This is a genomic window from Mesorhizobium sp. LSJC285A00 (assembly GCF_000503155.1).
Classification (GTDB): Bacteria; Pseudomonadota; Alphaproteobacteria; order Rhizobiales; family Rhizobiaceae; genus Mesorhizobium.
The window spans coordinates 25,243-47,349 of record NZ_AYVK01000008.1; the positions used below are offsets into that span (position 1 = coordinate 25,243).

Annotated in this window: 21 protein-coding genes and 1 pseudogene; 18 read left to right on the top strand and 4 right to left on the bottom strand. The window is 62.9% G+C overall.

Going from position 1 to position 22,107, the window contains the following annotated elements; all coding sequences use genetic code 11:
• Window positions 1-136 precede the first annotated feature (136 nt).
• From dusB to hflX, 8 genes are all read left to right on the top strand, one after another.
• Window positions 137-1,159: a tRNA dihydrouridine synthase DusB gene (dusB, locus tag X726_RS159500; protein ID WP_023668925.1), complete on the top strand. Its 1,023-nt coding sequence runs from the start codon at window positions 137-139 to the stop codon at window positions 1,157-1,159.
• The gene (locus tag X726_RS159495) at window positions 1,156-2,301 is read left to right on the top strand and encodes a nitrogen regulation protein NR(II) (protein WP_023668926.1); all 1,146 of its coding nucleotides are present in this window, start codon (window positions 1,156-1,158) and stop codon (window positions 2,299-2,301) included. The genes dusB and X726_RS159495 overlap by 4 nt, the downstream gene beginning before the upstream one ends.
• Window positions 2,298-3,755 (top strand): nitrogen regulation protein NR(I), encoded by a 1,458-nt coding sequence (gene ntrC, locus X726_RS159490; RefSeq protein WP_023668927.1) that lies wholly within the window; start codon window positions 2,298-2,300, stop codon window positions 3,753-3,755. The genes X726_RS159495 and ntrC overlap by 4 nt, the downstream gene beginning before the upstream one ends.
• A gap of 144 nt (window positions 3,756-3,899) precedes the next feature.
• Window positions 3,900-6,188, top strand: coding sequence for a PAS domain-containing sensor histidine kinase (locus tag X726_RS159485; RefSeq protein ID WP_023668928.1), 2,289 nt, complete (start codon window positions 3,900-3,902; stop codon window positions 6,186-6,188).
• Entirely contained in the window at window positions 6,178-7,539 is a 1,362-nt protein-coding gene (locus tag X726_RS159480; RefSeq protein WP_023668929.1) for a sigma-54 dependent transcriptional regulator, read from the top strand. The genes X726_RS159485 and X726_RS159480 overlap by 11 nt, the downstream gene beginning before the upstream one ends.
• Window positions 7,540-7,641: 102 nt before the next feature.
• A complete protein-coding gene (locus X726_RS159475) occupies window positions 7,642-8,502 on the top strand; it encodes a D-amino-acid transaminase (protein WP_023668930.1) in 861 nt (286 codons plus the stop codon).
• 141 nt (window positions 8,503-8,643) lie between these two features.
• Window positions 8,644-8,889, top strand: a complete 246-nt coding sequence (gene hfq, locus X726_RS159470; protein WP_006202172.1) for an RNA chaperone Hfq — start codon at window positions 8,644-8,646, stop codon at window positions 8,887-8,889.
• A complete protein-coding gene (gene hflX / locus X726_RS159465) occupies window positions 8,890-10,281 on the top strand; it encodes a GTPase HflX (protein WP_023668931.1) in 1,392 nt (463 codons plus the stop codon). It begins immediately after the preceding gene.
• Window positions 10,282-10,287: 6 nt separating this feature from the next.
• Here the strand turns inward: hflX and mazG are convergent, their stop codons facing one another.
• The 3 genes from mazG to X726_RS159450 all read right to left on the bottom strand — a co-directional run bounded on the left by mazG (window position 10,288) and on the right by X726_RS159450 (window position 12,940).
• Window positions 10,288-11,112 (bottom strand): nucleoside triphosphate pyrophosphohydrolase, encoded by an 825-nt coding sequence (gene mazG / locus X726_RS159460; protein ID WP_023668932.1) that lies wholly within the window; start codon window positions 11,110-11,112, stop codon window positions 10,288-10,290.
• Between the two features lie 76 nt (window positions 11,113-11,188).
• Window positions 11,189-12,373, bottom strand: a complete 1,185-nt coding sequence (locus X726_RS159455) for an amino acid aminotransferase (protein WP_023668933.1) — start codon at window positions 12,371-12,373, stop codon at window positions 11,189-11,191.
• A 129-nt stretch (window positions 12,374-12,502) separates the two neighbouring features.
• Window positions 12,503-12,940, bottom strand: a complete 438-nt coding sequence (locus tag X726_RS159450) for a DUF3592 domain-containing protein (RefSeq protein WP_198031481.1) — start codon at window positions 12,938-12,940, stop codon at window positions 12,503-12,505.
• Window positions 12,941-13,127: 187 nt separating this feature from the next.
• Between X726_RS159450 and X726_RS159445 the strand changes: the two genes are divergently transcribed.
• From X726_RS159445 to X726_RS159400, 10 genes and pseudogenes are all read left to right on the top strand, one after another.
• Complete coding sequence (locus X726_RS159445) at window positions 13,128-13,649, top strand: sigma-70 family RNA polymerase sigma factor (protein WP_023706555.1); 522 nt, start codon at window positions 13,128-13,130, stop codon at window positions 13,647-13,649.
• Window positions 13,646-14,422, top strand: coding sequence for an anti-sigma factor (locus X726_RS159440; RefSeq protein WP_023668936.1), 777 nt, complete (start codon window positions 13,646-13,648; stop codon window positions 14,420-14,422). Before X726_RS159445 ends, X726_RS159440 begins: the two co-directional genes overlap by 4 nt.
• Window positions 14,423-14,478: 56 nt before the next feature.
• Entirely contained in the window at window positions 14,479-15,195 is a 717-nt protein-coding gene (locus X726_RS159435) for a Bax inhibitor-1/YccA family protein (protein ID WP_023668937.1), read from the top strand.
• A gap of 174 nt (window positions 15,196-15,369) precedes the next feature.
• Window positions 15,370-16,248, top strand: coding sequence for an aldose 1-epimerase family protein (locus X726_RS159430; protein WP_023668938.1), 879 nt, complete (start codon window positions 15,370-15,372; stop codon window positions 16,246-16,248).
• A 23-nt stretch (window positions 16,249-16,271) separates the two neighbouring features.
• On the top strand, window positions 16,272-17,048 hold the full coding sequence (locus X726_RS159425; RefSeq protein WP_023668939.1) for a pyrroline-5-carboxylate reductase: 777 nt from the start codon (window positions 16,272-16,274) through the stop codon (window positions 17,046-17,048).
• Window positions 17,049-17,154: 106 nt separating this feature from the next.
• Window positions 17,155-17,931 carry a DUF2066 domain-containing protein gene (locus tag X726_RS159420; RefSeq protein ID WP_245263066.1) on the top strand — a complete coding sequence of 259 codons (777 nt, stop codon included), beginning with the start codon at window positions 17,155-17,157 and terminating at the stop codon, window positions 17,929-17,931.
• Window positions 17,932-18,001: 70 nt separating this feature from the next.
• A complete protein-coding gene (locus tag X726_RS159415) occupies window positions 18,002-18,904 on the top strand; it encodes an alpha/beta hydrolase (RefSeq protein WP_023668941.1) in 903 nt (300 codons plus the stop codon).
• A gap of 23 nt (window positions 18,905-18,927) precedes the next feature.
• Window positions 18,928-19,845: pseudogene (gene fusA, locus X726_RS159410) on the top strand (elongation factor G); the annotation flags it as partial.
• Window positions 19,842-20,171, top strand: coding sequence for a hypothetical protein (locus X726_RS159405; protein WP_023668943.1), 330 nt, complete (start codon window positions 19,842-19,844; stop codon window positions 20,169-20,171). The pseudogene fusA and the gene X726_RS159405, both read left to right, overlap by 4 nt.
• A 340-nt stretch (window positions 20,172-20,511) precedes the next feature.
• Window positions 20,512-21,273 carry a GNAT family N-acetyltransferase gene (locus X726_RS159400; RefSeq protein ID WP_023668944.1) on the top strand — a complete coding sequence of 254 codons (762 nt, stop codon included), beginning with the start codon at window positions 20,512-20,514 and terminating at the stop codon, window positions 21,271-21,273.
• 13 nt (window positions 21,274-21,286) lie between these two features.
• Here the strand turns inward: X726_RS159400 and X726_RS159395 are convergent, their stop codons facing one another.
• The gene (locus X726_RS159395) at window positions 21,287-22,105 is read right to left on the bottom strand and encodes an MBL fold metallo-hydrolase (protein ID WP_023668945.1); all 819 of its coding nucleotides are present in this window, start codon (window positions 22,103-22,105) and stop codon (window positions 21,287-21,289) included.
• Window positions 22,106-22,107 lie beyond the last annotated feature (2 nt).

Sequence of the window (22,107 nt, forward strand, 5' to 3'; positions counted from 1 at the left end):
GAGAGGCTTAGTCGCGGCTTATGGCGAAGGCCAGCATTTTCCCAAATGCGCCGCAATGTGACGTCATTGCGCGTTGCACAATGCCTTTCTTATGGCTAGAGAATGTGCAGCAATCCGATATGCTTGGTTTTTGTGCATGCCTGAAGTGACAAAATTGGCTTCGCCGCTCGACGTTGGCGGCGTGACGATCCGCAACCGCGTCTTCCTCGCGCCCATGTCGGGAATAACGGACGAGCCGTTCCGGCAGCGCGCCGACGCGCATGGCGCGGGCCTGGTCGTGTCGGAAATGGTGGCGAGCGGCGAGCTTGCCAAGGGCAGGGTCGGATGCGACCTGCGCATCCGTCATTCCGGGCTGCCCGTCCATATGGTTCAGCTTGCCGGCCGCGAGGCCGAGCACATGGCCGAGGGCGCGCGCATCGCTGCCGGCGAGGGCGCCGACATCATCGACATCAATATGGGCTGCCCGGCCAAGAAGGTGACCGGCGGCTATGCCGGCTCGGCGCTGATGCGCGATCTCGACCATGCGCTGTCGCTGATCGAAGCGGTGATCGGCGCGGTCCAGGTGCCGGTCACGGTCAAGATGCGGCTCGGCTGGGACGACAATGCGCTCAATGCACCCGTTTTGGCGCGCCGCGCCGAAGAGGCCGGTGTTAAAATGGTGACCGTGCATGGGCGCACGCGCTGCCAGTTTTATCAAGGCAAGGCCGATTGGGGCGCCATCGCCCGCATCAAGGACGCCGTCTCGATCCCGGTCGTCGCCAACGGCGATGTGGGCTCGCCCGCGGAGGCCGCCGAAATCCTTGAACAGTCGGGCGCCGACGCGGTGATGATCGGTCGTGCCCATTATGGCGCGCCATGGACGGCGGGCCGCATTGCGGCGACGGCTGCGGGCGACGCGCTCTCCGGCGTGCCGGAAAGCCCGCAAGCCATGGCCGACTACATCGTTTCCCACTACGAGGACATGCTGACGCTTTACGGCGTCGAAAGCGGCTTGCGCCAGGCGCGCAAGCATCTCGGCTGGTATCTCGACCGCCACGCTGCTGGCGTTTCCGATGAGCGGCGGAAAGCCATCCTCACCTCTTTCGAACCCGCCCGCGTCATTGCCTTGCTGCATGAGGTGTTTTCCGGCGAAGCCACGCCCTTGCGGAGCGCCGCATGAACGCCACCGTCACACCGAGCTCCGACATGGCGGATGCCGCCAGTATCGTGCTGAACACCATCCGCCGTCCGGTCATCATGGTCGATCCGGACGGGTTCATCACCTACGCCAATGCCGATGCGGAAGACTTCTTCCGTTCAAGTGCCAACATGCTTGCCCGCAACACACTGTCCAAGCTGATCCCGTTCGGCAGCCCGTTGCTGCAGCTGGTCGATCAGGTGCGCGAGCGCCGTGCGCCGGTCAACGAATACCGTGTCGACGTGTCGTCGCCGCGTCTCGGCATCGAGAAGGTCGTCGATCTCTATGTCGCGCCGGTGCCGGAATTCCCAGGCTCGATCGTGGTGATGTTCCAGGAACGCTCGATGGCCGACAAGATCGACCGGCAGATGACACACAGGGGTGCCGCGCGTTCGGTCACCGGCCTTGCCGCCATGCTGGCGCATGAGATCAAGAACCCGCTGTCCGGCATTCGTGGCGCCGCACAGCTGCTCGAACTCTCGGCGTCCGACGAGGATCGCGCGCTGACCCGCCTCATCACTGACGAGACTGATCGCATAGTCTCCCTCGTCGACCGCATGGAAGTGTTTTCCGACGAGCGGCCGATTGACCGCTATCCTGTCAACATCCATGTCGTGCTGGACCATGTGAAGGCAATCGCGAAGAACGGTTTTGCCAAGAGAATCAGGATAATGGAGGACTATGATCCATCATTGCCTCCGGTTTTCGCCAACCGCGACCAACTGATCCAGGTGTTCCTCAACCTGGTCAAGAACGCCGCCGAGGCCATCGGCGGCGACCCACAGGGGGAGATCGTGCTGTCGACCGCGTTCAGGCCGGGCATCCGCGTGTCCGTTCCCGGAACCCAGGACCGCGTGTCGCTGCCGCTTGAATTCTGCGTGCGCGACAATGGTTCGGGCGTTTCGGAAGACATTCTGCCGATCCTGTTCGATCCGTTCATCACCACCAAGCCGAACGGCTCGGGGCTCGGCCTGGCGCTGGTGGCGAAAATCGTCGGCGAGCATGGCGGCATCATCGAATGCGATTCGACGCCGCGCGGCACCACCTTCCGAATCCTGATGCCGGCCTGGAAAGAAACACCCATCGACACTGCCGATGATGAAGGCGAAGGAGACCGCAAATGACGGTTCGCGGCAATATTCTCGTCGCCGACGACGATGCGGCCATCCGCACCGTGCTCAATCAGGCGCTGTCGCGCGTCGGCCATGAGGTGCGCGTGACCTCCAACGCCTCGACGCTGTGGCGCTGGGTGGCGGCGGGCGAGGGCGATCTGGTGATCACCGACGTTGTCATGCCGGACGAGAACGCCTTCGACATGCTGCCCCGCATCAAGAAGGCCCGGCCGGAGCTGCCGGTCATCGTGATGAGCGCGCAAAACACTTTCATGACGGCGATTCGTGCTTCCGAAACAGGTGCTTATGAATATCTGCCGAAGCCGTTCGACCTGACCGAGCTGCTCAACATCGTCAATCGTGCGCTGTCAGAGCCGCGCCGACCGAAGATCGATACGCGACCGGAAGAACAGCCTGACGCCATGCCGCTGGTCGGCCGCTCGGCCGCCATGCAGGACATCTACCGCATGCTGGCGCGCATGATGCAGACCGATCTGACGGTGATGATCTCGGGCGAGTCCGGCACCGGCAAGGAATTGGTGGCGCGCGCGCTGCACGAATATGGCCGCCGCCGAGGCGGTCCGTTCGTCGCCATCAACATGGCGGCAATCCCGCGCGACCTCATCGAATCGGAACTGTTCGGTCATGAGAAGGGTGCCTTCACCGGCGCACAGAACCGCTCGACAGGCCGCTTCGAGCAGGCCGAGGGCGGCACGCTGTTCCTCGACGAGATCGGCGACATGCCAATGGAGGCGCAGACGCGGCTGCTGCGCGTGCTGCAGCAAGGCGAATACACCACTGTCGGCGGGCGCACCCCGATCAAGACCGATGTGCGCATCGTCGCCGCCACCAACAAGGATCTGCGCACGCTGATCAACCAGGGGCTTTTCCGCGAGGATCTGTTCTATCGCCTGAATGTCGTGCCGCTTCGGCTGCCTGGCTTGCGTGAGAGATCGGAAGACATTCCCGATCTGGTGCGGCATTTCTTCAAGATCGGCGCCAGCGAAGGCTTGCAGACCAAGCGCATTTCGACCGGCGGCATCGAATTGATGAAGCGCTATCCGTGGCCGGGAAACGTGCGCGAGCTGGAAAACCTGGTGCGCCGGCTTGCGGCGCTCTATTCGCAGGACGAAATATCAGCCGAGATCATCGAGGCCGAACTGAAGACAGGCGAAAGGCCGGTCATTCCCGGCGGCGGCAATTTGATCCCGGACGATCTGTCCATCGGCCAGGCGGTGGAGCACTTCCTGCAGCGCTATTTCGCCTCTTTTGCCGGTGATTTGCCGCCGGCAGGTCTCTATCAACGCATCTTGTCGGAGGTCGAATATCCGCTGGTCCTTGCCTCGATGACGGCAACCCGCGGCAACCAGATCAAGGCCGCCGAACTGCTGGGCCTCAACCGCAACACGTTGCGCAAGAAGATTCGCGAGCTGGGTGTCAACGTGTACAAATCGTCGAGATCATGAGCGCCTGCTGCCCGAAGTGACGCGAGGTCATCCCCTTTTCAGGGGATCGGCGGCCGAAAGATTTCCGTCACGGCCACACTTGTTGCATAATCGCCACAATGCGTTGCATACATCCAACGCAATCACTGGCTCTTAGACGGCGACATGGCTTCGCAAGCTCTCACATCAAACGAACCGCTTTTCAGCAGACCCGGCCAGAGGGATGGACGGCGGCTGCTTGCGTTGCCTGGCGTTGTGGCAATTGCCGGCGCGCTGGTTACGGCGGCAATCTCGTTTGCGATTCTTGTCGGCGCCACGCCGATCACGCCAGACGCAAACACAACGCTGACGCTGATTGCGGCCAATGCCTTATTTGTGCTGGCGCTGATTGCTCTGGTCGGCCGCGAGGTGCATCGCATCACCATGGCGCGCCGGCACGGCAAGGCGGCGTCACGGCTGCATGTGCGCATCGTGACGATGTTTGCGCTGGTCGCGGCCATCCCCGCCATCATGGTGGCCATCATTGCCTCGATCACGCTCGATATCGGCCTCGACCGCTGGTTCGAAATCCGCACCAAGGCGATCGTCAACTCGTCGCTGTCGATCGCCGACGCCTATGTGCAGGAAAACGCTCGTAATCTTCAGGGCACGACGCTGTCGATGGCCTATGATCTCGACGCCTCGCGCACGCTTTACGGCCTCGATCGAACCGGCTTTCTCGACCTGATGAACAAGGAAGCCGTGGGCAGGAGCCTGGTGCATGCGGCGCTGGTCAGGGAAGACGGCTCCTTTGTCATGAGCGCGAAGACCGATGCGGATTTCTCTATGCCGCCACCGCCGGAGGGCGCGGTCAGCGCCGCGGCCGACGGCAAACCGGTGCTGATCGAGCCGAAGACGCGCAACATCATGGGCGCCATCATCAAGCTGCGGGAGATCGAAGGCCTCTACCTCTACACCAATCGCCTGGTCGACCCCGAAGTGATCAAGGCGAGGGCGATCGTCCAGTCCAACACCGCCGAATATCGCGGCCTGGAAGACAACAGGCGGACGTCGCAGGTGGCGTTCGCGCTGCCCTATCTGTCACTGACGCTGATCATCATCCTGTCGGCCATCTGGACCGGCATAGCGGTGGCCGACCGTCTGGTGCGGCCCATCCGTCAACTCATCGGCGCGGCTGACGAGGTTGCGACCGGCAATCTCGATGTCGCCGTGCCGGTACGGCCTTCCGACGGCGATGTCGCCTCGCTTGGCGATACGTTCAACAAGATGCTGCTGGAGCTTAAATCGCAGCGCAACGAGATCCTGTCGGCCAAGGATTTGATCGACGAACGGCGTCGTTTCTCGGAAGCGGTGCTGGCCGGCGTCACCGCCGGCGTCATCGGCGTCGATCCCTACGGCATCGTCTCCATCGTCAACAAATCGGCCGAAACGATGCTGGCCATATCGGCCACGGCGGCGCTGGGGCAGAACCTGTCCGCCGTGCTACCGCATGTCGGCCGTGTCTTCGAGATCGGCCGCAAATCCGGCAAGCCGGTCTATCGCGAGCAGGTCACCTTCTATCGCACCGGCGCCGAGCGTACCTTCAACGTGCAGATCACCATCGAGGCCGGCGACGACGGCGAGGAGGAGAAATCCTACGTCGTGACTGTCGACGACATCACCGATCTGGTCCAGGCACAGCGCTCGTCGGCCTGGGCGGATGTGGCGCGGCGTATCGCACATGAAATCAAGAACCCGCTGACGCCGATCCAGCTCTCGGCCGAGCGCATCAAGCGACGCTTCGGCAAGGTCATCACCGAGGACCGCGAGATTTTCGACCAGTGCACCGACACGATCATCCGGCAGGTCGAGGATATCGGCCGCATGGTCGACGAGTTCTCGGCTTTCGCCCGCATGCCCAAGCCCGAGATGAAAGCCATCGATCTGCGTGAATCGCTGCGCGAGGCGTCGTTCCTGGTCGAAGTCAGCCGCGCCGACATTGCTTTCGAACGCGTGTTCGGCAACGAACCGCTCAAGGGCACGTTCGATAGCCGATTGATGGCGCAGGCTTTCGGCAACGTCATCAAGAACGCGGCCGAGGCGATTGACGGGCTGGAACAAAAGGACGGTTCGCACGGCATAATCCGGATTCAAGCTGCCCGGCAGAATGGCGCGATCAGAATCGACGTCATCGACAATGGCAAAGGCTTGCCGCGCGAGAACCGCCAAAGGCTGCTCGAGCCCTACATGACGACGCGCGAGAAGGGCACCGGGCTCGGTCTCGCCATCGTCAAGAAGATCGTGGAGGACCATGGCGGGCGGCTCGAATTGCACGATGCGCCCGCGGATTTCCACGGTGGACGCGGCGCGATGATCTCGATCATCCTGCCGCCAGCTGCCGCAACCGCGCCGCCACGCGGTCAAGGCGAAACGGAACACGAACGAGAAACTGAAAAGGTCGGTAATGGCGTCTGATATTCTCATCGTCGATGACGAGGAAGACATCCGTGAACTCGTCGCGGGCATATTGAGCGACGAAGGGCATGAAACCCGCACGGCATTCGATGCCGACAGCGCGCTCGCGGCAATCGCCGACCGGGCGCCGCGGCTGATTTTCCTCGACATCTGGTTGCAGGGCTCGCGCCTGGACGGGCTGGCGCTGCTCGACGAGATCAAGACGATGCATCCGAGCCTGCCGGTGGTGATGATCTCCGGCCACGGCAATATCGAGACAGCGGTGTCGGCCATCCGCCGCGGCGCCTATGATTTCATCGAGAAGCCGTTCAAGGCCGACAGGCTGATCCTGATCGCCGAGCGGGCGCTCGAAACCTCGAAATTGCGGCGCGAGGTGTCCGACCTCAAGCAGCGCAGCGGCGAAACCTTCGACCTGATCGGCATGTCGTCGGCGATGAGCCAGCTGCGCCAGACCATCGAGCGCGTGGCGCCGACCAACAGCCGCGTCATGATCATCGGTCCGTCCGGCTCGGGCAAGGAGCTCGCCGCGCGCGCCATCCACACGCTGTCGACGCGCAAGGGCGCGCCGTTCGTGACGCTGAGCGCGGCCAACATCACGCCCGAGCGCATGGAGATCGAGCTGTTCGGTACCGAATCGAACGGCACCGAGCGCAAGGTCGGCGCGCTTGAAGAGGCGCACCGCGGCATTCTCTACATCGACGAAGTGGCCGACATGCCGCGCGAGACGCAGAACAAGATTTTGCGCGTGCTGGTCGAACAGCAGTTCGAGCGGGTCGGCGGCACCAAGCGGGTCAAGGTCGACGTCCGCATCATCTCCTCGACCTCGCAGAACCTGGAGGCGATGATCGCCGACGGCCGTTTTCGCGAAGACCTCTATCATCGCCTGGCGGTGGTTCCGGTCATGGTGCCGGGCCTGGCCGAGCGGCGAGAGGACATTCCCTATCTCGTCGACAATTTCATGAAGCAGATCGCTCGCCAGGCCGGCATCAAGCCGCGCCGCATCGGCGACGATGCGCTTGCCGTGCTGCAGGCGCACAACTGGCCGGGCAATGTCCGCCAGCTGCGCAACAATGTCGAACGGCTGATGATCCTGGCGCGTGGCGACGATATCGATGCGCCGATCACCGCCGACCTGTTGCCGTCGGAGATCGGCGATGTCATGCCGCGCACGCCGAACCAGTCCGACCAGCACATCATGGCGCTGCCGCTGCGCGAGGCGCGCGAACAGTTCGAGAAGGACTATCTGATCGCCCAGATCAACCGTTTCGGCGGCAACATCTCGAAGACGGCCGAATTCATCGGCATGGAGCGCTCGGCGCTGCACCGGAAACTGAAGTCGCTGGGGGTCTGACCCCCGTTGTTGTTGGTCCAGCGGGCTGTGGCCCATTCAATTGCCGGTTACGGCAGCGGCGGAATCGCATAGAAAAACCGGGACTTTTCTGAGGGATCACCCATGCCGCGCATTGCCTATGTGAACGGGCGCTATGTCGCCCATGCCGACGCTGCCGTGCATATCGAGGATCGCGGCTATCAATTCGCCGACGGCGTCTACGAGGTCTGCGAGGTGGCGCAGGGCTTTATCGTCGACATGCCGCGCCATCTTGCCCGGCTGAGCCGCTCCCTTAGCGAATTGTCGATCGACTGGCCGGTCACCAAGGGTGTGCTGCCGCTTCTTCTGCGCGAAATCGTCCGGCGCAACCACGTCGTCAACGGCCTGGTCTATGTCCAGGTTACGCGCGGTGTTGCCAGCCGCGACTTCGTTTTCCCCGCCGATACACCGTCATCGCTGGTGATTACGGCCAGAAAGGCCGACCCGGCGGCGGCCGCCAAGCGAGCGGAGGCGGGCATCAAGGTCATCACCGTGCCGGAAAACCGTTGGGACCGGGTCGACATCAAGAGCACCGGCCTGCTGCCCAACGTACTGGCCAAGCAGAAGGCCAAGGAGGCCGGCGCCCAGGAGGCCTGGTTCGTCGACACCGATGGCAACGTCAAGGAGGGCGGCTCGTCCAACGCCTGGATCGTTACAAGGGACGGCGTTCTGGTCACCCGGCCGGCGGAGCATGGCATCCTGCGCGGCATCACCCGCACGACCATGTTCGAAGTGGCGGCAAAGCTCGGGTTGACGATCGAGGAGCGCGGTTTTTCAGTCACTGAAGCCAAGGCTGCGCGAGAAGCTTTCATCAGTTCGGCAACGACAATCGCCATGCCGGTCGTGGCAATCGACGGTGCCGCGGTCGCCAATGGGCACCCCGGTTCGATAACACTTTCATTGCGGCAAGCCTTTTTTGACGTTGCGGAAAAAAGTCCAGCCTGATAACCGCACAGACGGACTGCACATCAATATATCTCGTTCTGCTTGTCGTTACGGCAAGGGGGTGTTTGCAAGCTTGACATGTGCCCGCTAATTTGGCGCATTAGCCTGCAAACCGAAGGGGATCGGCGAAAGACAAGAACAATGGCGGAACGATCGCAAAACCTTCAGGACCTGTTCCTGAATTCTGTTCGCAAGAGCAAAAATCCACTCACCATCTTTCTCATCAACGGCGTCAAGCTGACCGGCGTGGTCACTTCCTTCGACAATTTTTGTGTTCTGCTGCGCCGTGACGGCCACTCCCAGCTCGTCTACAAGCATGCCATTTCCACGATCATGCCGAGCCAGCCGGTTCAGATGTTCGATGGCGAGGAAAGCCAGGGCGCCTGATTGGCACGTGAAAAAGACGCGGACCGCGGCGTCCGCGGGAAACCAGCACATAATTCCGGGACGGAAGCCACAGGTCCGACCCGGGCGGTTGTCATTGTGCCGGTGCTTACCCGGCATCAGCGCAACGATGACGAAACGAACCGTCCACGGCTGACGCGTTCGGCGGATGCGCGCCACGACGAAGCGGTCGGCCTTGCCCGCGCCATCAACCTGGATCTGATCCACACGGCGGTGGTCACCGTCAACGATCCACGCCCGGCAACCTTGCTCGGCAGCGGCAAGGTCGCGGAATTCGCCGAGATCGTCAAAGAGGGTCACGCGGAGGTGGTCATCGTCGACCATCCGCTGACGCCGGTGCAGCAGCGCAATCTCGAAAAAGAAATGAATGCCAAGGTGCTCGACCGCACCGGATTGATACTGGAGATTTTTGGCGAGCGCGCGCGGACCAAGGAGGGCACGCTGCAGGTCGAACTTGCCCATCTCAACTACCAGAAGGGCCGCCTGGTGCGGAGCTGGACCCACCTTGAACGCCAGCGCGGCGGAGCCGGCTTCCTCGGCGGCCCCGGCGAAACCCAGATCGAGTCGGACCGGCGGCAGCTGCAGGAAAAAATCATCAAGCTCAAGCATGAGCTGGAAACGGTGCGCCGCACCCGCGACCTGCACCGCGCCAAGCGCAAGAAGGTGCCGTTCCCGGTGGTGGCGATTGTCGGCTACACCAATGCCGGAAAGTCGACGCTGTTCAACCGGCTGACCGGGGCCGACGTGCTGGCCGAAGACATGCTGTTTGCAACGCTCGACCCGACGCTGCGCCGCGTGCGCCTGCCGCACGGCACGCCGATCATCCTGTCGGACACAGTCGGCTTCATTTCGGACCTGCCGACGCATCTGGTCGCCGCCTTCCGCGCCACGCTGGAAGAGGTCGTCGAGGCCGATCTGGTCATCCACCTGCGCGATATTTCGGATCCGGATACCGCAGCGCAAGCCGAGGACGTCGAGCGCATTCTCGCCGATCTCGGCGTCGATGCCGGCGATGCCAAGCGCGTCATCGAAGTGTGGAACAAGGTCGACCTTCTCGACGACGGCAACCGGGAGCGCCTGCTCGCCGACGGCACTGACGCCAACAAGGCGCCGCCGATCGCCATCTCGGCGGTCACCGGCGAAGGCATCGATGCGCTGAAGGCGCTGATCGAGACCAGGATGTCGGGCGAACTCGAGGAATTGACGGTGACGATCGAACCGCCGCAGTTCGGCCTTGTCGACTGGCTATACCGCAATGGCGACGTCGTTTCGCGGGTAGACAATGAGGATGGCAGCGCGACCATCGCACTCAAGGCCACGCACACCGCCCGGCAAGAGATCGAAAGCCGATTGCACCGCAAAAACAGGCAGTAAGCCTGATTATTTCACGCCCTTGGCCTGCTGCCAGAGCACTTCCATCTCGTCCAGCGTGGCTTTTTCGAGCGTGCTTCCCGATGCATCGATCGCGCGCTCGACATAGTGGAAGCGCGAGCGGAACTTTTCGTTGGTGCCGCTAAGCGCCGCTTCCGAATCGAGCTTGAGGTGACGCCCCAGATTGACGACGGCAAACAGCATGTCGCCGAATTCGTCCTTGATCTCAGCCGTTTCGCCCTTAGCCAGTGCCTCGCGCAGCTCGCCGATCTCTTCCTCGATCTTGTCGAGGATGGGTGCTGCCTCGCTCCAGTCGAAACCGACACGCGCTGCCTTTTCCTGCAGCTTTAGCGCCCGCGTCAAAGCGGGCAGGGCGACGGGCACGCTGTCCAGGTAACCCTTGCCATGGTCTTCGGGGTCGAGGCCGCGGGCGAGGCGCGCACTTCGCTTTTCGGCTTTTTCCTCAGCCTTGATCTTTTCCCACATGCCCTTTGCCATGCCGGCGCTGCGCGCCTTCTCGTCGCCGAAGACATGCGGATGGCGCCGGATCATCTTGGTGGTGATGGCCTCGACCACATCACCGAAGGCAAAATCGCCGGCTTCCTCAGCCATCTGCGCGTGGTAGACGACCTGCAGCAGGAGATCGCCGAGTTCGTCGCGCAGATCGTCGAGATCGCCGCGCGCAATGGCGTCCGCCACCTCATAGGCTTCCTCGATCGTATAGGGCGCGATGGTCGAGAAATCCTGCTCGATGTCCCAGGGACAGCCGGTCTTCGGCGCCCTGAGCGCCGCCATGATCTCGATCAGCCGGGAAATGTCGCGCGAAGGTTTCATGCGGCGAATGCTATCCCGCTGCCTGTCGTGCGGCCAACGGCGTCAGCCGGAGAGGGGAGATTGTCCACAGCGAGCTTCAGCCGAGTACCGACACAACCGCCTTGGCGAGGTCATCCATGCCGTCCTCGGGCAGGCCGGCGACGTTGATGCGGCTGTCGCCGACCATGTAGACGCCACACTCGGCACGCAGCCGCTCGACTTGCGCCTCGGTCAGGCCAAGCCTGGAAAACATGCCGCGATGGCTGGCGATGAAGTCGAAGCGGTCGGAGTTGGACTGCCGGCGCAGCGCGTCGGCGAACTGGACCCGCAGCCTCAGCATGCGCAGCCGCATCTCCTCCAGCTCCGCCTCCCAGTCGGCGCGAAGGCCATCATCTTCCAGCACCGTGCGCACGGCGGCGGCGCCGTGGTCCGGCGGCATCGAATACATGGCGCGCGCCGCCGCCAGCATCTGGCTCATCGCGACATCGGCTTGCGCGCTATCCTTCGCCAGGATCATCGCCGCGCCGACGCGGTCGCGGTAGACGGCAAAGTTCTTCGAGCAGCTCGAGGCAACGACCATTTCAGGCACCTTGCCCGCGAGAAGGCGCAAGCCGGCCGCATCGGCGTCCAGGCCTTCGCCAAAGCCCTGATAGGCAATGTCGACAAAGGGCAACAGCCCGCGCTCGACGACAAGATCGGTGACGCTGGCCCATTGCGCGATATCGAGATTGGCGCCGGTCGGGTTATGGCAGCAGCCATGCAGCAGCACGATATCGCCGGGCTCGGCTGCGCCAAGCGTTGCCAGCATCTCGTGGAAGCGCACCGCGCCGGAAACGGCATCGAAATAGGGATAATCGCGCACCTTGAGGCCGGCCCCGCGCATCACCGGCGGGTGGTTCGGCCATGTCGGGTCCGACAGCCAGACGGTTGCGTCGGGGCGGGTCCGCTTCAACAGCTCCGCCACCAGCCGCAGCGCGCCGGAACCGCCAGGCGCTTGCGCGGCGCGGATGCGCGTCATGTCGGCAGCGGGGCCGAAGGCCAGCTTGACCATCGCCGTGTTGAAGCCGGTGTCGCCGGCAAGGCCGAGATAGGTCTTGGTGTCCTGGTCCTGCAGCAACCGCTTCTCGGCCTCGCGCAGGGCGCGCATGACCGGCGTCCTGCCGTCGCGGTCCTTGTAGACGCCGACGCCGAGATCGATCTTGCCGGGGCGCGGATCGGCGCGATAGAGGCCGATCAAGGCGATGATCTTGTCGGCCGGGGCAGGTTGCAGGGTCTCGAACATCAATACGGCTCCAATGGCGGCGGAGTAATACGCAAAGCGGCCGCGTTTCGCCAGTGCTTCCATCTGCGCCAGTCCGCTAGCGTACTGGACCGTTACGCCAAGCTTTGTCTGTACGGCAGGGGTCGGCGGCTATGGCGACGGGTTCATTCCAATCCGCCGGATAAGCACCCGTCCAATCACGGCGAGACCGATGCCGGTCAGCAGGGAGAAACCGCCGAGCATGCCGGCCAGCCCGGCAAGGAACCAGCGTCCGGCGAAGCTGTCGACGGAGGCATTTTGCGGATTGGTTGGGTCGTAAGCGACAGGGACGCTGTCGCCATCACCCCAGAACGAGCTGTGGACGGCATTGTTGAAGCGGATGATGGTGCCGTCGGCGGTCGAGAACTCGATGCGGGGATTGTATTCGGCGGCGACAATCCTGCCTGTCGCCGAAGCGGTACGAGGGCCGTACATCTCGACGATGGCCAGCACGCCGGAAGCGATCAGTCCGACAATGCCAAAGATGATGAACACCCTGCCGACGATCGGCAACGCTGCAAAACCCGTTACACGACTACCATTGGCCATCTTTTGCTCCTGGGACAGACGGATAAGGCTAGACTTCATCCATAAAGCAAACATCTGCCGCACGGGAGATGGGTAAGTGCGCAGCGGACTTCTGATTGCATGATGCCTATTGTGGCGACGCAAAAAAGTTTTGGTGGCGATGGATTAAGATCCCCGCCTGTTTCGTAAACGGGGCATGAAACGGTCGATGCCACGCTTCGATATTGTCGGACAGCTGGGTTCGCTCAGGCGCTACGCACGCTCGCTGACGCGCGACGGCACTGACGCCGAGGATCTGGTGCACGATGCGCTGGTGCGCGCCTACGAGCGGCGCGACACATTCCGCTCGGGCGGCAATCTGCGGGCATGGTTGCTGTCGATCGTCCACAACGCTTTCATCGACAAGATGCGCTCGCGCCGGTCGGAATCAGCGCGTGTCGAGCAGGCCGGCTATCTCACCGATGCCAGCACGCCGGCGCCGCAGGAACATTCCGTGCGACTGGCGCAGGTGCGCGAGGCCTTTTTCAGTCTGCCGGAGGAGCAGCGTTCGGCGCTGCATCTGGTCGCCATCGAGGGCCTTTCCTACCAGCAGGCCGCCGACGCCAGCGGGGTGCCGCTGGGCACGCTGATGTCGCGTATCGGCAGGGCGCGCGCAGCACTGCGCGAGATGGAAAACGCTGCACCTTCGCCGGCCAAAAGCCATCTGAGGATCGTGGGAGACCCGTCATGACCGACCTGTTGCGGGACCCGGTGACCGATACCGATCTCGACGCCTATGTCGACGACCAGCTGGATGTCGCGCGCCGCATCGAGGTCGAGGCGTTCCTGTCGGCTCGTCCGGAGGCTGCGGCGCGGGTGATGTCCGACTTGAGGACGCGCGACGAACTGCGCCTGGCGCTGGCTGCTTCCACAGGCATGGCGCGGCCGGCGACGACTGAAGTCGCGCGCCGGCTGGGCAGGGGGCTGGCCAGTCGCCGCGTCTTCGCCGTGCTGCAGCGGGCGGCCGCGGTCGCCATCTTTGTCGCTGCCGGCTGGCTGGCGAACGGCCTCTTCGGGCCGCTGCTGGTGACCAAGGTCGTGGCTTCGCCGCCGCCGCCCGCCTATGTCGAAGAAGCGATCCGGGCGCACAAGACGACGCTCATGCGCGAGCGGATGCCCTCGCAGCTGGAGGCGCCCAACTACAATGGCGACGAAATCCGCGCCGCCACCGCAATCGTCATGCCATCGCTGCCCAAGGACTGGAAGGTCCGCGACGTCCAGATCTATCCGTCGCGCTTCGGGCCGAGCGTCGAGGTGGCGCTGGAGACGAAGGATATGGGGCTGGTCTCGCTGTTTGCGATCCGGCCCGGAACCTTCGACGTGGTCAAGCCTGCCATCGCGCCCTCCGGCGACATCTCCTCTGCCTATTTCCAGATCGGCGAGGTCGCGTACGCGGTCGTCGCGCGCAGCGATGTCCACGACCTCGACCGCACCGCCGAGACGCTTGCCAAGACACTTTACTGATCAGGACACTTTACTGATCAAGACGCTTTACTGAGACCACATAAGGAGAACCCGCAATGAATACCCCTGACCTCGGATACCGCATGGGCACTGGCGCGCGCGCCGGCGCCGTCTATGACGAGGGCCTGCGCAGCCACATGCTGCGCGTCTACAATTATATGGGCATCGGCCTCGTCGTCACCGGCATCGTTGCCATGGTGGTGTCCTCGACGCCGGCCCTCTACGTGCCGATCTTTTCCAGCCCGCTGAAATGGGTGGTGATGCTGGCGCCGCTCGCCTTCGTGCTGTTGTTTTCGTTCAAGATGCAGACGATGTCGGCGGCGAGCGCCCAGTTGATGTTCTGGGCCTTCTGCGCGGTGATGGGCCTGTCGCTGGCTTCGGTGTTCCTGGTCTTCACCGGCACCAGCATCGCGCGCACCTTCTTCATCACCGCCACCATGTTCGGCGCCACCAGCCTCTACGGCTACACGACCAAGCGCGACCTGACCCAGTTCTCGTCGTTCCTGATCATGGGTCTGATCGGCGTGGTGATCGCCAGCGTCGTCAACATCTTCCTCGGCTCGACCGCGCTGCAGTTCGCCATTTCGGTGATCGGCATCGCGGTGTTCGTTGGCCTGACCGCCTGGGACACGCAGACGATCAAGGAACAGTATGCTGAGAATTTCGACGCGGAATCGCAGCAGAAGCTCGCCGTCTTCGGCGCGCTGTCGCTCTACCTGAACTTCGTCAACATCTTCCAGCTGCTGCTGAACTTCACCGGCGAACGCGAATAGTCGAACCGTAGCAAGGCAACAATCTCGATCTCGCAGTGGCCGGAGGAGAATCTCCGGCCACTGTCGTTTTGGCGTGGAGACATCGCTCCTCTATCAGCGCGATGTCGCTGCGCCCTTGAGTCCATGCGGGCTTTTGCTAACCTGCCGCTCGCACGCAGCTTTCCGCGAGAACGCATGGAACAAGTGACGCTTCAGGGCGACGGCATCTCGGCAACCATTGTCGGGCAGGGGGCCGAGCTCGTCTCCTTGCGCAATGCCGAGGGTCTGGAGTTTTTGTGGCAGGCCGGGCCGGAATGGCGGCGGCATTCGCCGGTGCTGTTTCCGATCGTCGGCCGGCTGAAGGGGGACCAGCTTCGCCATCGGGGCCGGGTCTATCCCCTGACGCAGCACGGATTTGCCCGCGACAAGCCATTTGTGTGGGCTGACGCGAGCCCCCGATCCTGCACGCTGGTGTTGACCGACGATGCCGATACACGCACGCGCTATCCGTTCGCCTTTCGCCTTGCCATCACCTACACCCTCGAGCGTCGCGAACTTGGTGTGAGCTTCGAGATTGCCAACACCGGCGACGAGACGCTGCCAGCCTCCATCGGTGCACATCCGGCTTTCAATTGGCCATTGCAGCCGGGGCTCGCCAAGACAGACTACCACCTGACCTTTGCCCAGGACGAGCCGGCGCCGATCCGCCGGCTGAAGGATGGCCTGGTGCTGGCTGCACCGCGGCCGACGCCTATCGAAGGCAAAACGCTGGCGCTTTCCGAACAACTGTTCGAGGCAGACGCCGTGATCCTCGACCGGCCGGCCAGCACCAGCGTGCGCTATGCCGCCGCGAACGGTGCGGCGATCGAGATGTCGTGGCAGGGTTTTAAGGAATTGGGCATCTGGTCGAAGCCGGGCGGCGCTCCGTTCCTGTGCATCGAACCCTGGCACGGGCTTGCCAGCCCCGTGGATTTCGATGGCGAGTTCGCGGACAAGCCGGGCGTGATGCTGATCGCGCCCGGTGAAAAGCGCGTGCTGAGCTATCAGGTACGGCTCGAGCATGCGCCGCTGTGACCGATGAACCAGAGACAGGCGCGATGAAACTTGGCTTCATCGGCACGGGTGCCCTTACAGCGGCCATTGTCAGCGGGCTCAAATCCGTCGCGGATAACTCCGTCTCCGTGCTGCTGTCGCCGCGCAATGAAGAGATCGCCGCAGAGCTGGCAGCCCGTTATCCGGATGTGCGTATCGCTGATGACAATCAGGCGGTTCTCGATCAATGCGACCTGGTCATGCTGGCTGTCCGGCCGCAAATTGCGCATGACGTCCTGCCGGGTTTGCGGTTTCGGCGCGAGCATCACCTCATCAGCTTGATCGCCACGCTGCCGCGCGAGGAGATTGCCCGCTTGACCGCACCCGCGCACCAGGTGACGAAAGCGCTGCCCATGCCGATGATCGCCCACCGGCTGGGGGCAACGATCATCTGCCCGCCGGATGCCACTGTCGCTGCCTTGTTCGGCAATCTGGGGAAAGTGATCGAGGTCGAGAACCCAGCCGAATTCAACGCGTTGAGCGTGGCCACCGCAACCTATGCCAGCTACTTCAGATATCTCGATACGATTAACAGCTGGCTCAAGAGGAATGGCGTGGAGGAAGGGAAGGGGCGCGATTACATCGCCTCACTTTTCAAAGCCTTGGGATGCGCTCCTGATATGTCGCCGGATGCCGACTTCATGCATCTGGCGCAGGACTATGCGACGCGCGGCGGCATCAACGAACAGGTTCTTCGCGAACTCACGGCTCGAAACATGTTCGAGGCGCTCACCGAGAGCCTGGACGGCGTACACCGGCGCATCGTCGGCGATACGCCTTGATGGGCGGTACCTTGAAATTCCCTGATGATCAGGAGTATGGCTCCAACGGATGTTCCGGACCGTTCGGGAGGGTCGGCGGGTGCCTGGATGCTTGAAATTGGGCTTTGTGGCAGCGGCGCTGGCTGTGCTGATTGTCTTTCCGGTCGCTGCCGCCGACATCGACCGCGCCAGCCTCTACCGCGCGCAATCGGTGACCAGCGGCACTGGCGAGGAGAACCGGGCCTGGGGCCTGGCGCCGTGCCTTGAAGAGGTGCTGGTCAAGGTTTCCGGCGACCCGCGGCTGATCGGCGACCCGCGTGTTGCGGACATGAGCCGGCACGCGGCCGACTATGTCACTGGTGTCGGCTACCGCGACCTGCTCAACAACCGCCCGCCGCATGACGAGCAGGGCACCCACGACCGGCCGCATTACATCACCGCCGATTTCGACCCGGACAAGATCAATGCCTTGCTGGCGTCGCTCGGGCGCAAACCGTGGGCGGTGCCGCGGCCAAAAATGGTCGCACTGCTGGATGTAAGGCCGATGAAAGGCGACGGCTTCACGCTGGTGCGCGATGGCGGCGGCGAGCTTGCGGCGGATATGCGCGTTGCGCTGGCGGACGCGGCGCACCGGACCGGTTTGCCGCTGGAGTTGCCTCGGCCGTCCGACGTCGCGCTCGCCGACGTGGCCAACACGCTGGATGGGGACGCCCTGCTTGCCGGCACTTTGGTATGGCGCCAGGAAGCGCTGGGCTGGGTCGGCGACTGGCGGCTCAGCTTCAAGGATAAGGAGTATCGCTGGCAGGTACGTGGCGTCAGTTTCGACGATGCGTTCCGCAACGCCACGCGCGGAACGCTGCAGATCCTGTCGGGCAATGGAGAGCCGGAAGCCGTCACGCCCTGACTTCAAGGGAACCTTCTTGCCCGAGCGCCGTAAACAAAGTGGCGGGCAAGCTTTGAGCAAGGAGGTATAATTGCAACATCGCCGGATCGACATTGACGGAAACAGCATCTTCTATCGCGAAGACGGCCCGCCTGATGCTCCCGTCCTTCTCCTGCCGCACGGCTATCCGTGCTCGTCCTATCAATTCCGACGGTTGATGCCGGCACTTGCCGATCGCTGGCATACATTCGCGCCGGACTTTCCCGGCTTTGGCTACAGCGGCACGCCCGAAATGTCGGACTTTGGCTATGATTTCGATGCCTATGCCGGGTTTCTGACAGCTTTCGCCGATGCGCTCGGCACGTCGCGCTATGCGCTCTGGCTGCACGATTATGGCTCTCAGATCGGACTGCGCCACGCCATCGCACATCCCGAGCGCATCGCGGCACTCATCATCCAGAACGGCGATATATACCAGGATGTTCTCGGGCCGAAATACGCTGGGATAAAAGCCTATTGGAAGGAAAAGACGCCCGAAAAGCACCGGCCGTTGGAAGAGGCGGTAAGCGAGGAGGGCTTCCGGCACGAGTTTGTCGGAGAGGTGGATTACGCTGTAGCCGAGCGCGTGCCTCCCGATCTTTGGAAACTCCACTGGCCTTTGATGGACACGCCGATCCGCCGGCGGCTCGCGGTCGGCCTGATGGAGAAGCTGGAGGCGAACCTCGGCTGGTTCCCGCGCTATCAGAGCTATCTGCGCGAGCACCAACCGCAAACGCTCATCGTCTGGGGCCCCGAGGATGGTTACATGCCGGCACAATCGGCGCATGCCTACCAGCGCGATTTGCGGGAAGCGGAGCTTCATCTGATCGATGGCGCCGGCCACTGGTTGCTCGAAACGCATTTCGATGAGGCACTTCCGCTGGTGCGCGATTTCCTGGCGCGCGTCCACAGTCAGGAAGCGAAAGGGACGGGCAGGGCGGCCGGCCGGGCGTAGACCCCTCCGTTGCGGTCATCGGATCGATCTGCAACCATGGCGTCATGATAGAAAAGTCTGCCGCGCCCTGGCCTCTGCTGCAAATCGCGATCGAGCCGAAGTCGCGGGCGGATCAGGAGAAGCTAGCTACTGCCTTGTCGAAGCTGGCGGACGAGGATCCCTGGTTGCACGTCAAGCAGGATGCGGAATCGGGCCAGACGATCGTCGCCGGCAGGGACGAACTCCACCTCGACATAGTCATCGACCACCTGCGCCGCGAGTCTCGCATTGAGGTGAATGTCGGCGCGCCCAAGGTAGCGTATCGCGAGACGATCACCCGTAAGCACGAGCAGGACTACACGCACAATAAGCAGTCCGGTGGTACGGGTCAGTTCGCCCGCGTCAAGATTGCGTTCGAGCCGAATGGCGGTAGCTGGGACTTCGTCTTCGGGTCCAAGGTCGCCGACGGTGCGCTTCCGAACGAATATGTTGCGGGCGTCGAAAAGGGGCTGCGGAACATTCTGTCTTCAGGCCCGTTTGCTGGCTTCCCGATGCTTGGCGTGAAGGCAACGCTGATCGACGGCGCGTATCACGATACTGATTCCTCGCCCCTGACTTTCGAGATCGCCGACCGAGCCTGCTTCCGTGAAGCCGCTCCCAAGCTGGGCGTGCAGCTCTTCGAGCCGATCATGCAAGTCGAGGTGAACACGTCGGCGGCCTATGTCGACAAAATCATCGCCGAACTGCACAGCCGCCGGGGCCTGATCCGGAGTCGGGAAATCAGCGGCGTGGTCGTCGTTGTCAAAGCGACAATGCCGCTCGCGAACATGTTCATGCTGGAGGATGCGCTCCGGTCCTGTTCGAACGGACTGGCACGCCTGCGCGCCGACTATTCCGGATACGCTCCCGTACCACTGCCACCCGGCGGCGACCCACCGGCCGCCATGGCCATGGCCAGATGACGTCGCCAAAATTCTCCTCGCGGGCAGGGTTCCTTGTCGGCCTCGGCGTCACGCCGGTCGCCTTTTTCCTGGCGCTCTATTCGGCCGGGGCCGGGCATGGCGACTATGTGCTGGCGCGACTTCTCTATCCGGTCCCCATGCTGGCAACGCTTTTGACCAACACAACTATCACCAGCCTTTCCATCGGATTGGCTGCGCTGCAGTTTCCTGCCTATGGGGCATTTGTTGCGGGCGCCGGCGGCTCCAGATGGCTGGCCCTTGGCGTCTTCCATCTTGTTGCAATCGCAGCAGCCTTCAGCGGCCTCCTGGAAAGCTTTTCGGGATGACGCTCCTGTTCGTTATCCCGGCGCGGGCCGGTCGAGCAGGAAGTCGAGGCCTTTGCGAAAGGCGCCATCCCTTGAGAAATGAAGACCACGCCAACTCATTTCGCCACTGCTTCGTCAACGTTCCTCCCGCCAAGCAATCAGAGCCGCCGGCCCGCATCTCAGTCAGCAGGGCGTATATTGGCACGTCCGTAATGGAAGCAGCAGCCACATATGAAAGTCGCATAAGATAGATTATGGAACTTGTGCATTAGACTGAAGCTGGAAATTGCTGCGATTTTCACGGGTTTGGCATGATCGACGCGTGTTGCCTTGAGCCGATGGCCAACGCTACGCTGTGTCGATGACGACAGCAAAGCGTGACATCGAAGCGGCGATCGAAGTGTTCGTGCACGGCTTCAGCACCGACAAGAGCCGTTCCTTTCCCTACGAGGCCAGCCGCGTCGGACCCTTGTGGCTGATGCGCGATGCCGAGCGCAAGAATGCACGCGACTACCGTGGCGAAGAATGGATCGTCCATGACGTCGCCGCCGAGGAAGCCGATGCCATCGTGCGGCAGCATGCGCGGCCAAGCTTTGCCGTTTCGGTCGTGATCGCGAATGACGGCCCGGACGAACCGACGCGAACTGCCTACAAGGCGCTCGGCTACCGGCTGCTGCGGACGGAAGGCTTTTTCGTCCAGTCGCTGCGCCAAATTCCAGACCCGCCAGCAATCGTCTCTATCGAACGCGTGAGGACGGCTGAACGCGCTGCACAACTGGGAAAGGTCATACGCAGGCGGCCACTTCCAGACGATCAACTCGGCGACGATGCGCCGTTTCGCCAGTATGTGGCGCTCGATGGCGACGCCATCGTCGGGCGTGTGCGCAGCATAGACGCCGTCGGCGCCACATGGTGCTCGGCAATCTTTGTCGAGCCTTCGCACCGGCGTCGAGGCATCGGCCAGGCGCTGATGGCCAAAATGCTGCATGACGACAAAGCGCATGGGTCGCGGTGCTCGATGCTGTTGGCGACGCGTGCCGGAGCGCTGCTTTATCCCCGCATGGGCTATGAGCGGATTGGAACGCTGCTGATCTTCGCGCCGAAGAACCGAACGTCCTTATAAAGAGCTGTTCGTATCATGCTGACTCATAGGGAATTTCGATCTCCATGCCGTCATAGGCCGGAGTGACGTTGGCCGGCACCTCGGCCTTGACCGTGGCAAAGTCGAGCGGCACATGCATATGCGTCAGCACGGCCTGTTTCGGCGCCAGTTTTTCAATCCAGCCAAGCGCCTGACCGAGCGACAGATGACTGGGATGGGTATGGTACTGCAAGGCATCGATGACCAGCATTTCCAGGCCGCGCAGCCGCTCGGCGGTGGCATCCGGGAAGTCGCTTATATCGGGGCAGTAGGCCAGCCCGCCGATGCGGAAGCCGAGCGAAATGATGTCGCCATGGATCTGCGGCAGCGGCTCGAGGGTGAGGGCACCGCCCTCGCCTTCGATCGTCACCGCCCTTGCGTGATCGATGATGTGCGGCCTGACGATCGGCGGATAGGAACTGCCAAACGGCGTCTCGAAGCAATAGCCGAACGCTTCGCGCAGCCTGAGCATGGTCGGCTGGTCGGCATGGACATCGATCAAATGGCGCTGCTCCAGCACGTAGCCGCGCAGATCGTCGATGCCGTGGATGTGGTCGGCGTGCGGATGCGTATAGACGACGGCGTCGATGCGCCGGACGGCCGCCATCAGCATCTGCTCACGGAAATCAGGCCCGGTGTCGATGACGACCGTGGTTCTGGCGCCGTTGGCTGCTATCCGCTCGACGAGCGCGGCTGAGCGTGTACGCCGATTTTTCGGATTGGCCGGGTCGCAATTGCCCCAATCGCCGGTGATGCGCGGCGTGCCGGGTGACGAGCCGCAGCCGAGGATGGTGAGGCGCAGCCGGTCGCTCATGC